Source organism: Streptomyces sp. NPDC088810, assembly GCF_044750305.1.
Taxonomy (GTDB): domain Bacteria; phylum Actinomycetota; class Actinomycetes; order Streptomycetales; family Streptomycetaceae; genus Streptomyces.
The window spans coordinates 160,290-173,714 of sequence record NZ_JBIVJQ010000001.1; the positions used below are offsets into that span (position 1 = coordinate 160,290).

Annotated in this window: 13 protein-coding genes and 2 pseudogenes; 10 read left to right on the top strand and 5 right to left on the bottom strand. The window is 74.5% G+C overall.

All coding sequences use genetic code 11. From position 1 onward, the window contains the following. Positions 1-6: 6 nt before the first annotated feature. Positions 7-1,479: a beta-1,6-galactanase gene (locus ACIP4Y_RS00695; protein WP_401385940.1), complete on the bottom strand. Its 1,473-nt coding sequence runs from the start codon at positions 1,477-1,479 to the stop codon at positions 7-9. Between the two features lie 250 nt (positions 1,480-1,729). On the opposite strand from ACIP4Y_RS00695, the gene ACIP4Y_RS00700 reads away from it, so the two are divergent. Next, a complete protein-coding gene (locus ACIP4Y_RS00700; RefSeq protein WP_401385943.1) occupies positions 1,730-2,518 on the top strand; it encodes a class E sortase in 789 nt (262 codons plus the stop codon). A gap of 19 nt (positions 2,519-2,537) precedes the next feature. Here ACIP4Y_RS00700 and ACIP4Y_RS00705 read toward each other — a convergent pair. Further along, positions 2,538-2,978, bottom strand: a pseudogene (locus ACIP4Y_RS00705) (MFS transporter); the annotation flags it as partial. Here ACIP4Y_RS00705 and ACIP4Y_RS00710 point away from each other — a divergent pair. The 4 genes and pseudogenes from ACIP4Y_RS00710 to ACIP4Y_RS00725 all read left to right on the top strand — a co-directional run. After that, positions 2,977-3,267, top strand: a pseudogene (locus ACIP4Y_RS00710) (transcriptional regulator); the annotation flags it as partial. The pseudogenes ACIP4Y_RS00705 and ACIP4Y_RS00710 overlap by 2 nt on opposite strands. A gap of 82 nt (positions 3,268-3,349) precedes the next feature. Beyond that, positions 3,350-3,673: a DUF6412 domain-containing protein gene (locus tag ACIP4Y_RS00715; protein WP_401385946.1), complete on the top strand. Its 324-nt coding sequence runs from the start codon at positions 3,350-3,352 to the stop codon at positions 3,671-3,673. A 97-nt stretch (positions 3,674-3,770) separates the two neighbouring features. After that, positions 3,771-4,481, top strand: a complete 711-nt coding sequence (locus ACIP4Y_RS00720) for a membrane protein insertase YidC (protein WP_358637335.1) — start codon at positions 3,771-3,773, stop codon at positions 4,479-4,481. Positions 4,482-4,617: 136 nt separating this feature from the next. Continuing rightward, positions 4,618-5,475, top strand: coding sequence for a fumarylacetoacetate hydrolase family protein (locus ACIP4Y_RS00725; RefSeq protein WP_401385950.1), 858 nt, complete (start codon positions 4,618-4,620; stop codon positions 5,473-5,475). A gap of 123 nt (positions 5,476-5,598) precedes the next feature. On the opposite strand, the gene ACIP4Y_RS00730 is transcribed toward ACIP4Y_RS00725, so the two are convergent. The 3 genes from ACIP4Y_RS00730 to ACIP4Y_RS00740 all read right to left on the bottom strand — a co-directional run bounded on the left by ACIP4Y_RS00730 (position 5,599) and on the right by ACIP4Y_RS00740 (position 8,144). Continuing rightward, positions 5,599-6,465 (bottom strand): LLM class F420-dependent oxidoreductase, encoded by an 867-nt coding sequence (locus tag ACIP4Y_RS00730; RefSeq protein WP_401385953.1) that lies wholly within the window; start codon positions 6,463-6,465, stop codon positions 5,599-5,601. A 96-nt stretch (positions 6,466-6,561) separates the two neighbouring features. Continuing rightward, a complete protein-coding gene (locus ACIP4Y_RS00735) occupies positions 6,562-7,071 on the bottom strand; it encodes a heme-degrading domain-containing protein (protein ID WP_358638242.1) in 510 nt (169 codons plus the stop codon). Then, complete coding sequence (locus tag ACIP4Y_RS00740; protein WP_401385958.1) at positions 7,071-8,144, bottom strand: Gfo/Idh/MocA family oxidoreductase; 1,074 nt, start codon at positions 8,142-8,144, stop codon at positions 7,071-7,073. Before ACIP4Y_RS00740 ends, ACIP4Y_RS00735 begins: the two co-directional genes overlap by 1 nt. 47 nt (positions 8,145-8,191) lie before the next feature. Between ACIP4Y_RS00740 and ACIP4Y_RS00745 the strand changes: the two genes are divergently transcribed. The 5 genes from ACIP4Y_RS00745 (at position 8,192) to ACIP4Y_RS00765 (ending at position 13,371) form a co-directional block, all read left to right on the top strand. Further along, positions 8,192-9,379 carry an ROK family protein gene (locus ACIP4Y_RS00745; protein WP_401385961.1) on the top strand — a complete coding sequence of 396 codons (1,188 nt, stop codon included), beginning with the start codon at positions 8,192-8,194 and terminating at the stop codon, positions 9,377-9,379. Between the two features lie 195 nt (positions 9,380-9,574). Further along, positions 9,575-10,555 carry a hypothetical protein gene (locus ACIP4Y_RS00750; RefSeq protein WP_401385964.1) on the top strand — a complete coding sequence of 327 codons (981 nt, stop codon included), beginning with the start codon at positions 9,575-9,577 and terminating at the stop codon, positions 10,553-10,555. Between the two features lie 667 nt (positions 10,556-11,222). Then, positions 11,223-12,002, top strand: coding sequence for an HAD-IIA family hydrolase (locus tag ACIP4Y_RS00755; RefSeq protein WP_358638249.1), 780 nt, complete (start codon positions 11,223-11,225; stop codon positions 12,000-12,002). Positions 12,003-12,133: 131 nt separating this feature from the next. Then, positions 12,134-12,694 carry a hypothetical protein gene (locus ACIP4Y_RS00760; RefSeq protein ID WP_401385967.1) on the top strand — a complete coding sequence of 187 codons (561 nt, stop codon included), beginning with the start codon at positions 12,134-12,136 and terminating at the stop codon, positions 12,692-12,694. Between the two features lie 8 nt (positions 12,695-12,702). After that, on the top strand, positions 12,703-13,371 hold the full coding sequence (locus tag ACIP4Y_RS00765) for a class F sortase (protein ID WP_401385970.1): 669 nt from the start codon (positions 12,703-12,705) through the stop codon (positions 13,369-13,371). The last annotated feature ends 54 nt before the right edge of the window (positions 13,372-13,425 follow it).

The following is a 13,425-nucleotide window of genomic DNA, read 5'->3' on the forward strand; positions in this document are numbered from 1 at the left end:
GGCCCGTCACACGGTGACGCCGTCGATCTGCAGGGTCTGCACGGACTTCGCCGCGAAGGGCACGGACACCGACTTGCCGCTCAGGTACGTGTCGGAGCGGGCGGTGTAGCGGTCGCCGCCCGTGGTGACCGTGTTCCAGCGGGGGACCAGGCCGCCCGAGCCGCCGGTGACGGCGGAGAAACGGGAGAGGTCGAAGGTCAGGGTCTGGGCGGAGGAGGAGGTGTTCGCGGCGACGATCACGAGCCGTTTCGCCGACCGGTCCAGGGCCGCCGCCGCGTAGCTCACGCCGGTGTCCAGGATCGTCATGCCGGGCCGGATGTGGCGGGTGAACTGGGCCAGGACGTAGTACTTCGTCTGGACCGCGCCCGGCTGGAGCGTGTTCGGGTCGTACGCGATCGTCGCCCAGCCGGCGCTGGGGTCCATCACCTGCCAGTACACCCAGGCCGTCGGGTGCAGCCAGCGGAAGTCGTAGAGCAGGTTGCTCGCGGTGGTCAGGCCGGTGGCGTCGCTGTCGCCGGTCTCCGAGTTCCACAGGGCCTTGCGCGCGGTCGTGACCACGTCCGTGTACAGCAGGTCCCTGCGGCCGCCGGAGCCCTGGTAGCCGTGCACGTTGACCCGGTCGACGTAGCCCTTCGCGGTGGCGGAGAAGGAGTTCCAGGTGGTGCGGGCCAGGTCGTAGCTGGTCTCGTCGGAGGCGGAGATCCTGGTGCCGGTCAGGCCGCGCTTGTCCAACTCGCTGCGCAGGTAGGGCAGTACGGCCGCCTGCACGCTCGCGTCGATGTGGCAGCCCTCCTGCGTGCCGGTGGCCGTCCACCAGGAGGAGGAGGGTTCGTTGAAGGCCTCCACCGTCGCGAAGTTCACGCCCCAGTGCTGCTTCGCGTACAGGGCGACCGCGGCGAGGTGGGAGGCGTGCTGGCGCTGGTTCCAGGACTGGAGGTTGTTGCCGCCGCCGGCCGCGCCGGACGGGTTGTGGTTGGAACACATCCACCACATCGGCGAGTTGGCGAAGAGTTCCGATATCGCGCCGCGCTGGGTGGCCTTCACCAGCATGGCCCGCTGGGTGGCGTCCGCCGTCCACTTCCAGGCCGCGGAGGCCGGGTCCTCGTTCGTCCAGTCCTGCCAGTAGCCCTCGATCTGCTTGAAGGAGGGGATGTTCGGGGAGACGGCCATCGACTCGCCGCCGACGCTGTTCCAGCTGCACGCGCCCAGGTTGTAGCGGGCGATGTTGAGGCCGAGGCCGGGCAGCGTGGTGCCGTTGTACGCCGTGTTCCTGGTCGTGAAGAAGATGTCGGCGAAGTCGTCGCGGGCGCCGAAGACGTTCGCCCACCACGCCAGGGAGGTGCCCCAGCCCTCCCAGGTGCCGTATGTCGTCGACGGGTTGACGGCGACCGTCGCGTCGGCCCGGGCGGTGCCGGTGGCGAGCGCGCTGCCGAGGAGCCCGCCGCCCGCGGCGGCCAGCAGTGTTCTGCGTCGGATCATGGGTCGTTCGCTGCCTCTCCGTGCGGCTCCGGCACCGCGTTCCCGGACGCGGTGCCGACTCGTCCCCCCGGCATGCCAACAGGAAGCATCGGGGGTGCCGGACTGTGTTGTCGAGAGTTGTGACGGCCCTTTCTCAAACCCGTTGAGAAAGCCCGGGCCCCGGTCTGTGCCCTTCTGTCTGCCGTCTGTCTCTGGCCAGTTGAGGGCTCCGCGCCTATCGTGCGGGCGGCTCCGGTGGAGGTGGGCGCGGATGCGGGCTGCGGCGGGCGTGCGGGTCGTACGGCACAGCGATCGGCGCAGGCGCGCCCGGCGCAGGCGGGTGCTGTGGAGCGGGGGCGAGGTGCTCGTGACGGCCGGTCTGGTGCTTCTGCTGCTGGTCGTGCACCAGCTGTGGTGGACCAACCGGGAGGCCCGGCGGGGGGCCGAACGCAAGGTGGCGGCGCTGGAACGGGAGTGGGGCAGCGGTACGGCGGCCGGCACCGGCGCCGCTCCCGGCGGTCCCGGTACGGCCGCGGCTCCCGTGCCCGCCGCCCCCGGCGGGTCCCGTGCGCCGGGGCGCTCGTCCACCCCCGCGACCGCGCCCCGGCGGTCCCAGGCGTACGCCGTGCTCACCATCCCCCGGCTGCACCTGCGCGTCCCCGTCGCCGAGGGCGTCGGCAAGGCGGACGTGCTGAACAAGGGGTACGTCGGTCACTACCGCGGCACCCAGCAGCCTGGCCAGGCCGGGAACTTCGCGCTCGCCGGGCACCGGAACACGCACGGCGAGCCCTTCCGGTACCTGCCCCGGCTGCGGCGGGGGGACGCCGTCGAGGTGGAGACGCGGACGGCGACGTACACCTACGACGTCGACCGGATCCTGCCGCGCACGTCGGCACTGGACGCGGGGGTCGTCCGGCCCGTCCCGCGCTCGCTGGTCCGGCCCGGGTACGGCTACCGCAAGCCAGGTCACTACCTCACGCTGACCACCTGCACCCCCGAGTTCACCTCCCGGTACCGGCTCGTGGTGTGGGCCCGGCTGGTGTCCGTGCGGCCCAGGTGAGCCTGCGGCCGGGCGCCCCTCACGCCCGCTCCCGCAGCGCCGGCACGCTCACCGCGCCCGCCACCGCCGGCCCCGCCGACACCGGCAGCGCGAGGTTCGCGCCCCGGGCCGGGCCGTCGGCCGAGGTGGCGACGGCGATGGTCAGGGCCACGCCGGCGCGGGAGCCGATGTAGCGGAAGGTCTGCTGGGCGCCGGAGCGCATCGCGGCCCGCTGGGGCGGCACCGACTCGACGGCGAGCAGCGGGAGCGCGCCGTTGAGCAGGCCGCTGCCGATGCCGCCGACGATCAGGCCGGGCAGCAGGCGGGGCCAGGAGCCGGAGCCGAGCGCGCCGAGCATCGTGACCATGGCGATCGTGTGGGCGAAGCCGAGGGCGAGCTGCGCGCGCGGGGCGACCCGGCCGGCCAGGTGCTCGACCTGGAGGGCGACGGCGAAGTTCAGCCCGGACCAGAGCAGGAACACCGAGCGCGGTGCCGCCCTCTGGCCCGTGCTGCGCGCCCTCGGCCGCTGGGGCCGGGAGCACGTCGACGCCGGCCGGCTGCGCACCTTCCGGCACGCGGACTGCGGCGGGGACGTCGAGCCGTTCGGGCAGTGCACGGGGTACGGAACTCTCGTGCCGGTCGCCGACGTTGTGATGGTGCCGGGGCCCGAACCGGACCCCGCCCCGGCGGATCCGGTCAGCAGGGCGCTGCTGCGACCCAAGCGGCTGCTGGAGCCCCTGGAGACGGATCCGGCACACCTGGCACACTGACACACGGTCATACGACACACGGTCATACGACATACAGTCATACGACAGGCGGTCATACCGTCTGGCGAAGGGGGGAGAGAGCATGGCCGGCCGAGTCGCCGTCGCGCGCCCCCTCGCCCTCCTGCTGCTCCTGGCACAGCTGCTGCTGCTCCAGGCCGCGCTCCTCGGCACCGGCGGCCTCACCTCCGCCGTCGCCCTCGCCGCGACCGCCGCCGCGGCCGCCGCGCTCGCCGCCTGCGCCCTGCTGGCCGCGCGCAGCGTGCCCGCCGTACCGCCCACCCGCGTCCGCACCGCCATACGCGACCGGGCCCGCCGTACGGCCTTCCTGTCCCAGCGCGATCCCGACGCGCCCGGCCGGCGCCGGCCCAGAGCACCCGGACACGCCGGTCCGGCGACCGCCGCGTAGGGCACGTCCTCGCACCACCTCAGCGCGTGACCCCGCGCGGGTCGTCCTGCCGTTCTCCGTTCCTTTCGGCACGACGAGACCCCCGGAGGGCTCACCCATGTCCGTTTTCGCCCGTCTGGTCGAGCACCTGGCCGACCTGCTCACCCCGCTCTTCCACGCCTCGGCGGCAGCCGCCGCGATCGTCCTGTTCACCGCGCTCGTACGGCTGCTCGTCCACCCGCTGTCCCGGGCCGCCGCCCGCGGCCGGCGTGCCCGCGCCGCGCTCCAGCCGAGAATCACCGCACTGCGCGAGAAGCACGCCGGGAATCCGCAGCGGCTCCAGCAGGCGGTGCTGGAACTGCACGCCGAGGAGAAGGTCTCGCCGCTCTCCGGCTGCCTGCCCAGCCTGCTCCAGCTGCCCGCCTTCTTCCTGCTCTACCACCTCTTCTCCAGCTCCACGATCGGCGGCGAGAGCAACGCTCTGCTCGGCCACCGGCTGCTCGCGGCACCGCTCGGCGGACGCTGGGCGGACGCGCTGACGGACGGCGGGATGTTCGGCCCGGCCGGAGTCGTCTACCTCGGCCTCTTCGCCGTCGTCGCGGCCGTCGCCGCCGTCAACTTCCGGCGCGCCCGGCGGACGATCGCCGAGCAGCCCGCCCCGGCCGCCGCCGGCGACCAGGTGCCCGGTCTCGCCGCGGTCACCCGGGTCACCCCGTTCCTGTCCTTCTTCACCCTCGTCACCGTGGCGGTCGTCCCGCTCGCCGCCGCGCTGTACGTCGTCACCAGCACCGCCTGGAGCGCGGCGGAACAGGCGCTGCTGTCCCGCTGAGCGGTGCCGACGGTCCGGTTACGGTCCAGTACGTGAACAGGGTCTTGCGGACTGGACTGCGGAATTGGAGGATCGGCCAGTCCTCCGATGGCTGCACCCATCGGTGGGGCGCCCGCGATCGAGGGAGATTGTGACCATGAAGCTGCTGCGAGTCGGTACGGCAGGGGCCGAGCGCCCCGCGCTGCTCGACGCCGAGGGGACCCTCAGGGACCTGTCGGGCCTCGTGGACGACATCGACGGCGCGCTCCTCGCCGACGACACCGCGCTCGACCGGGTGCGGGCGGCGGCCGAGTCCGGCGAGCTGCCCGCGCTGGACGCGGCCGGACTCCGGATCGGCCCCCCGCTCGGCCGCATCGGCAAGATCGTGTGCATCGGGCTCAACTACCACGACCACGCCCGCGAGACGGGCGTAGAGCCGCCGCCGGAGCCGGTGGTCTTCCTCAAGGCGCCGGACACGGTCGTCGGACCGCACGACACGGTGCTGGTGCCGCGCGGCTCGGTGAAGACCGACTGGGAGGTCGAACTCGCGGTCGTCATCGGCCGTACGGCCCGCTACCTGGACTCCGCCGAGGAGGGCCTCGCGCACGTCGCCGGGTACGCGGTGGCGCACGACGTCTCCGAGCGGGAGTTCCAGATCGAGCGCGGCGGCACGTGGGACAAGGGCAAGAACTGCGAGACGTTCAGCCCGCTGGGGCCGTGGCTGGTGACGGCCGACGAGGTCCCGGACCCGCAGCGGCTGCCGCTGCGGCTGTGGGTGAACGGGGAGCTGAAGCAGGACGGCACGACGGCCGAGCAGATCTTCCCCGTGGGCGAGGTCGTGCGGTACCTCAGCCGGTTCATGACGCTGTACCCCGGGGACGTCATCAGCACCGGCACACCGGCGGGGGTGGCCATGGGGCGGCCCGAGCCGAAGCCGTACCTGAAGGCCGGGGACGTGGTCGAGCTGGAGATCGAGGGGCTCGGACGGCAGCGGCAGGAGCTGAAGGACGCGTAGCCGCTCCGCCGGGAGTGCCGGGAACTGCGGCAACGTCGTCGCCCGCGCGTGGTTTCCGAACCGGTCGCGCCCGCGCGGCGGGGCCGCATGGCGAATGCGGCCCCGCCGCGCGGGCCGGACCGGCTACCCCAGCAGAGAGGCCAGCCGGCGCCATTCCTCCCTGGGGAGGGTGGTGCCGGTGGCCGCCGTCACCACCTGGAGGGCGACATGGTCGGCACCCGCCTCGTGGAAGGCGGTGATGCGTTCGCGGATCCGGGTCTCGTCGCCCCAGGCGAAGACCGCGTCGATGAGGTGGTCGCTGCCGCCGTCGGCGATGTCGTCCTCGGAGAAGCCCAGGCGGAGGAAGTTGTTGGTGTAGTTGGGGAGTTCGAGGTACCGGGCCAGGTAGGCGCGGGCCGTCTCCCGGGCACGGGCCGGGTCGGCCTCCAGGACCACCTTGAACTCCGGGGCGAGCAGCACCTGTTCGCCCAGGATCTCGCGGGCCTGCGCGGTGTGCTCGGGCGTGACCAGGTAGGGGATCGCGCCGGCCGCGCGGTCGCGGGACAGGCCCAGCATCTTCGGGCCCAGCGCGGCGAGCACGCGGCGGCCGGCGGGGACGCCCGCCTTGTCCAGCTCGTCGAGGTAGCCCGTCATGGCCGAGTAGGGGCGGTGGTAGCCCTCCACCCGCGGGCCGTGGCTCACGCCGAGGCCCAGGGCGAAGCGGCCGGGATGGGCCGTCTCCACCTCGGCGAAGGAGGCCGCGGTCGTGGCCGCGTCCTGCTGCCAGACGCTCTGGATGCTGGTGCCCACCGTGATGCGGCGCGTCGCGCCGATGAGCGGGGCCGCGTGGTCGGCGGTGCTGTTGCCGCCCAGCCAGAGGGCGCCGTAGCCGAGTTCCTCCAGCTCGGCCGCGGCCTCGTCCAGTTCGCCGCGCCGGGCCGGGTCCTCCGAGCGCAGCTCGACGCTCCAGACGCCGTAGCGGCCGACGGTCTCCTTCAGCGAGGTGGTCATCCGGTGTGATCCCTCCGGTGGTGTGCGGTGCCGTGATCATCACGTCTTCCGTCACTGCCAACCGGAGGAAACCCCTCCGTGATTCCCGCCGTTCGCTCAGTCGGCCGAGCGGCCGAGGAACTCCTCCAGCGCCTCCACCACGAACCGGTGGTCCTGGAGCTGGGGCAGGCCGGAGACGGTCACCGCGCCGATCACGCCCACGCCCTCGACCGTGATCGGGAAGGATCCGCCGTGGGCCGCGTACTCGTCGGGGTCGAGGCGGGAGGCCTCCTCGAAGGTCGTGCCCTTGGCGCGGAAGCGGGCGCCGACCAGGTAGGAGGCGGCGCGGTAGCGCTCCACCACCCGGCGCTTGCGGACGATCCAGGCGTCCTGCTCCGGCGCGGAGCCCGGCAGGGCCGCGTGGAAGAGCTGCTGGCCGGCGCGGTGGATGTCGATGGCGACCGGCGCCTGGCGCTCCCGGGCCAGCCCGACCATCAGGGAACCGAGGGCCCAGGCGTCCTCGTGGGTGAACTGCCGGAAGACCAGCCGGCGTTCCTGGGCCTCCAGCTCCTCCAGGCTCGGCGTGAGTTCGGGCGTCGACCGGGGCGTGATCTGCGGGTGCTGCATCAGAGGGTCACCGTCACCTTGTCTCGGGCGGACTTGCGGGCCGCTTCCAGTACGTCGAGCGCGGCGGCCGCCTCCAGGGCGGTCACCGGGTTGGGACCGGCGCCGCGCAGGGCGGCGGCAACGGCCGCATAGTAGGCGGGGTAGTCGCCCGGCAGGGTCGGTACCGGGGTGCCGCCACCCGACAGAGGGGACTCTCCGGAGCCGATACGGCCCCACAGGGACTGGTCCTCCGCGCCCCAGTCGGCGACGGTACCGGGACGGCTGCCCTCGCGCAGGGCCGCCTCCTGGGGGTCCAGGCCGTACTTGACGTAGCCCGCGCGGGAGCCCAGCACCCGGAAGCGGGGGCCGAGCTGGGCGGTCGTCGCGGAGACGTAGAGGTGGGAGCGGACGCCGTTCGCGTGGGTGAGCGCGATGAAGGTGTCGTCGTCGGTCTCGGCGCCCGGGCGGCGGATGTCCGTCTCGGCGTAGACCTCGGTGACCGGGCCGAAGAGGACCAGGGCCTGGTCGACGACATGGCTGCCCAGGTCGTAGAGCAGACCTCCGATCTCTGCGGGGTCGCCGGACTCGCGCCAGCCGCCCTTGGGCTGGGGGCGCCAGCGCTCGAAGCGGGACTCGAAGCGCCAGGCGTCGCCGAGTTCGCCGTCCGCGAGGAGGCGGCTCAGGGTCAGGAAGTCGTTGTCCCAGCGGCGGTTCTGGAAGACCGACAGGAGCAGGCCGCGCTCCTCGGCGAGGGCGGCCAGCTCGCGGGCCTCGGCCGCGGTGCCGGCCACCGGCTTGTCCACGACCACCGGCAGCCCGGCCTCGAGGGCGGCCGTGGCCAGCGGGACGTGCGTCTTGTTCGGGGAGGCCACGACGACCAGGTCCAGGTCGTCCGCGCGGTCGAACAGCTCCTCGACGCCGGACGCCGGCCGCACGTCCGGGAACTCGGCGCGGGCCTGCTGCTGCCGCTCCGGGTGGGAGGTGACCACGGTGTCCAGGGCGAGGCCCTCGGTGGCGGCGATCAGCGGGGCGTGGAAGACGGAGCCGGCGAGGCCGTAGCCGATCAGGCCGACGCGGAGGGGGGTAGCAGTCATGCCTCCACTTTGGCAACGCTGTTGCGAAAGTGCAAGCGGTGCGGAGAATGGGGGGTGTGAAGAGGGTGAGCACGGCGACGACGGGGACGGGACCGAGGAGCGGGGCGTCCGCTGGGGCGAACCTCGGGGTGCTGCGCAGTCACAACACCGCGCTGGTGCTGGGGCTGCTGCGGGACGCCGGGGCCGAGGGCATCAGCCGGCTGGAACTCGCCGAGCGCACCGGACTGACCCCCCAGGCCGTCAGCAAGATCACCGCACGGCTGCGGGAACAGGGGCTCGCCGCGGAGGCCGGCCGCCGGGCGTCGACCGGGGGCAAGCCGCGGACCGTACTGCGGCTGGTGCCGGAGGCGGGGCACGCGGTCGGGGTGCACCTGGACCGCGACGAACTGCGGGTGGTCCTCGTGGACCTGGACGGGGCCGTGGTGGCGGAGCGGCGCGGGGAACTGGATCTCGGGGCGGGGGCGGAGGCCGTGCTGGGGGCGGTGTGCGCCGGGGTGCGGGAGGTGGCCGGGGGGCTGGGGGCCGGTGCGCCGGGCGAGGGAGGGCTCGGCCGGGCGGTCTCGTTGCTGGGCGTGGGCGTCGCGCTGCCGGGGCCCCTGGACCATGCGCGTGGGGTGCTGCACCGGGTCACCGGGTTTCCCGAGTGGGACGGCTTTCCGCTGCGGGACGCGCTCGCGGAACGCCTCGGCGTGCCGGTGGTGGTGGACAAGGACACCAACGCGGCGGCGCTCGGGCTGGCGGTCGGGGGCGAGGAGGGCGTCGCCGGCGGGTCCTTCGCCTACCTGCACCTCGGTACCGGGCTCGGGGCCGGACTGGTGATCGGAGGGAGCGTCCACCGGGGGGCGCGGACCGGAGCGGGGGAGTTCGGTCACCAGGTCGTCCAGCTGGACGGACCGCTGTGCGAGTGCGGGAACCGGGGGTGCGTGGAGGTGCTGTGCCTCGGGGCCGTGGCACGGGGCGAGGTGGCCGAGGCGGCGCGCGTACTGGGGGTCGCCGCCGGGAACCTGGTGGGCCTGCTGGACATCGACACGGTGCTGCTGGGCGGGCGGACCGTCGCCGGGGCGCCCGAGGCGTACGTACGCGGCGTGAGCGAGGTGCTGGGCGCGCGGGCTCGCCGGGAGGGGACGGCCGAGGCCCGCGTCCCGGTGCGGGTCGCTCCGCGGGGGGAGCGGGTGGTGGCCGAGGGGGCGGCACAGTTGCTGTTGGCCCCGTTGTTCGGGCGGGGGGAGGTGTGACGGCGCTTCGGAGCGCCCGAAGGAGCGCGGCGAACTGCGCGACCAGCCACCGCCGACCCGCACGGTGGCGACGGCCGGTACCAGGACGGCGCTGCCGGTCCGGAAAGCCACCGCTCCGCCGATCGAGCAGACTTGGGCCCCACCTCCGGCGCGGCGCAACCCGCCCCCCGCCCCACCCGGCATGCTCATGTGTTCATGCGACTGTGCACGCCCCCGTCCCCGTCCCTCCGCCTCGCCGCAGCCGTCGCCACCGCAGCCGTCGTCCCCGTCGCCGTGCTCCTGTCGCCGGACACCGCCCACGCCGGCACGACGACGCCCCCCTCCTGCGCCGCCGCCGACACGCGGACCTTCCCGCTGGCCACCCGCATCCGCGGCGGCCCCGGCTCCTACGAGGCCGGCGGCGGGTACGGCACCTGGTACATCGACCTGACCAACACCACCCGCCGGACCTGCGCCGGCATCCACCCGGTCGTGGTCCTCGTCGACGACAAGCGCTCCCTGCGGCCGGACCAGCCCCAGCTGGACTTCTACGACGGTTCCACGCCCCGGTCGGTGGCCTTCGAGACCACCGACGAGCAGGAGCTGGTCGGGGTGCTGGACGGCAGCGGGTTCGCCGGGTTCACCGTGCCGCCGGGCAAGACCGTCAGCGTCCGGGTCCGGCTGGCGCTCACCTCCGACGCCGTGGCCGACCGGGTCACCGCCAACGCGGCCGTCGTACAGCGGCGGGGCCAGGACGGGGACTGGGTCGGGGAGTCCAACGCGTACCGCTTCGGGATCGGCAGGGAAGGAGAGCAGGACACCGAGGAGACCGAGGAGACCGAGGAGGTGCAGGAGGCCGAGGCCGCGCAGGAGACGCAGGGCCTGCAGGAGGCCGGCACCGCGCAGGAGGCCGAGGGCGTGGCGACCGCCCCGTCCGGCACCGCCCCGTCCGGCACCGCGTCGCCCGGCACCGCCCCGTCCGGCACCGCGTCGCCCACCGCCTCCGGCACCGACGCCCCGGACGACGCCCCGGACGACTCCGCACTGGCGCTCGCCCAGGGAGCCGAGGACGCCGGAGAGCGGGCGCGCGAGCTGGCCCGCACCGGCCCGGACCTCGCCCACGGCCTCCTCGCGGCCCTGGCCGCCCTGCTCGGCGTGGGCGCCGGCGCCTACCTCCTGCTCCACACCCGCCGCTGAACCCTGCCCAGCGCGGCGGCCGGTGCGGGAGGTGGTGGCGGAGGGGTGGCCGCGGCGTCAGGGGGCAGGCGTCGCCGGGCCCGGGCCGGCCCGGCCGCTGCCCCTCACCGGCCAGGGCGGGGGTGCGCGTCGGCAGGGGCGGACGCCAGGGTCGTACGCTCGTCGCCCCCGACCGGTTCCCGCCCCCGAGGCACTCGCCGCCGAGCCCGGGATCACCCGGGCGAGCCGGTGCGGCACCGGGAGCCGGTGCCGTGCGCCTGCGACGAGCGGGCCCGCCCGGAGCGCACGTACACCGCCGTCGCGCGGGCGCCGGGGCTGGACTCGGTCTTCTCTGCCGCCCCCCTGCTCGACCACGCCGCCGGCCTGCCGGGCCCCGCTCGCCGGAGAGCGTGTGATCGACGGGGTCGGGATCGGGCCCTCCTGACTAGGCAGCGGGGCCGCCCGGAGCGCACGTACACCGCCGTCGCGCGGGCGCCCGGGGCTGGACTCGGCCTTCTCTGTCGCCCCCCTGCTCGACCACGCCGCCGGCCTGCCGGCCCCCGCTCGCCGGAGAGCGTGTGATCGACGGGGTCGGGATCGGGCCCTCCTGACTAGGCTGGGGGCGTCGGTACGCCGTGGTTCCGGCGCCCCCGCTTCCCGACCGTACGTACGCCAGGAGACGCACAGCATGGCAGACCGCAAGCCCATCGAGTCATGGCTCACCGACATGGACGGCGTCCTGATCCACGAGGGCGTCCCGATCCCCGGCGCCGACGCCTTCCTGAAGAGGCTGCGCGAGTCCGGCCGGCCCTTCCTGGTGCTCACCAACAACTCCATCTACACCGCCCGTGACCTGCACGCGCGGCTGCGCCGGATGGGGCTGGACGTGCCGGTGGAGAACATCTGGACCTCGGCCCTGGCCACCGCCCAGTTCCTGGACGACCAGCGGCCCGGCGGTACCGCCTACGTCATCGGCGAGGCGGGCCTGACCACCGCCCTGCACGACATCGGCTACATCCTCACCGACCACGACCCCGACTTCGTGATCCTCGGCGAGACCCGCACCTACTCCTTCGAGGCCCTGACCAAGGCCGTCCGGCTCATCAACAACGGCGCCCGGTTCATCGCCACGAACCCCGACAACGTCGGCCCGTCCACCGAGGGCGACCTGCCCGCCACCGGCTCGGTCGCCGCCCTGATCACCGCCGCGACCGGCAAGAAGCCGTACTTCGTCGGCAAGCCGAACCCGCTGATGATGCGGGCCGGGCTGAACGCGATCGGCGCCCACTCCGAGACCTCCGCGATGATCGGCGACCGCATGGACACCGACGTGCTCGCGGGCCTGGAGGCCGGGATGCGCACGTTCCTGGTGCTGAGCGGAGTGACCCAGCCGGACGACGTGGACCGCTACCCCTTCCGCCCGTCCCAGGTGGTCGATTCCATCGCCGACCTGGTCGACTTGGTCTGAGCCGACACCCGCCGAGCCCGCCTGGTCGGCCCGGCCGAAACCAGGCGTCACCCGATCGGAGCAACAGGGCGCCTCCCGAGGATGCGGGGGCGCCCGGTCCGGGGGAGTCTCCAGGTAACTGGAGGTTCACGATGGGCTCACTACGCCTCACTCTCTGTACCGGACTCCTCGCCGCAGCCACGTCCGCCGCGGTCGCCCCGGCGGCCCACGCGGCGGACGGCGGCTCGGTCAGCGTGACCCCCGCCGTCCCGGCCCCGGGCGACGACATCACCCTGCGGGTCAGCGGCTGCACCGGCGAGCAGGGCACCGCCGCCTCGTCCGCCTTCGTCACCGACGCCCGGCTGACCGGAGCCCAGGGCAGCCTGACCGGCGAGACCCGTGTCCGCTCCGCCCTGACGCCCGGCGCCTACACCGTGAAGGTCAGCTGCGCCGGATCCGTGCGCACCGGCACGATCACGGTCACGGAGGCGGGCGGCACCGGCCGCCCGGAAGAGCCCGTCGAGCCCCCCGCCGGCACCGCCTCGCCCATCGCGCCGGTCCCCGCGGGTGGCGGCGGCACCGCGCACTTCGCCACGGTGGCCACCAGCGGCTCCGGCCCCGACACCCTGCAGGCGGTGACCGGCCTCGCGCTCGCCGGGATCGCGGCGGTCGCCGTCGGGCTGCGCGCCCGCCGGAGCCGCGCCCCCCGCTGAGCCTCGCCATGTCCGACGACGGGCGCACCACCGGCACCGGGCGGCTCGTTACGGGCCTGGCCTGGGCGCTGCTGCTGTTCGGGCTGTGGCTGTGGGGACGCGGGGTGACGGAGGTGCCCGAGGGCGCGGACGGCCCGGCCACCGGCGATGTCCTCGTCATCGGCCGGGACGCCGACCCCGCCCGGTTGCCGCGCCCGGCGAAACCCCTGGCCGAGGCGGTGCCCCAGCGTGTCGACATCCCCCAGCTGGGTGTCCGGGCCCCGGTGGTGGCCCGCGGTCTGGACGCCCGCGGCGCGGTCGACCCGCCGCCGTACGACCAGGCGGGCGTCGTCGGCTGGTACGGCGCCGGTCCCAAGCCGGGTGCGGTAGGCGCGGCCCTGCTGGTGGGCCACGTCGACACCGAGACCCGGCCCGCCGTCTTCTACCGGCTCAGCACCCTCAAGCCCGGCGGGACGGTCCGGGTCTTCCGCGCGGACGGCAAGGTCGCCGAGTTCACCGTCGACGACGTCCGCGTCCTGCCCCGCGACACCTTCGACGCCCGCCAGGCCTACGGCCCCCGCGTGCCCGGCCGCGCCGAACTGCGCCTGATCACCTGCGGAGGCACCTTCGACCGCGCCACCGGCAGCTACACGGCGAACGTGGTCGTCTCGGCGTACCTCACCCGCACGACCGGCTGATCCCCGGCCAGGCCCGCAGTCACCGGGCCCCTGGCCGGACGCCGTGCGGCGGCT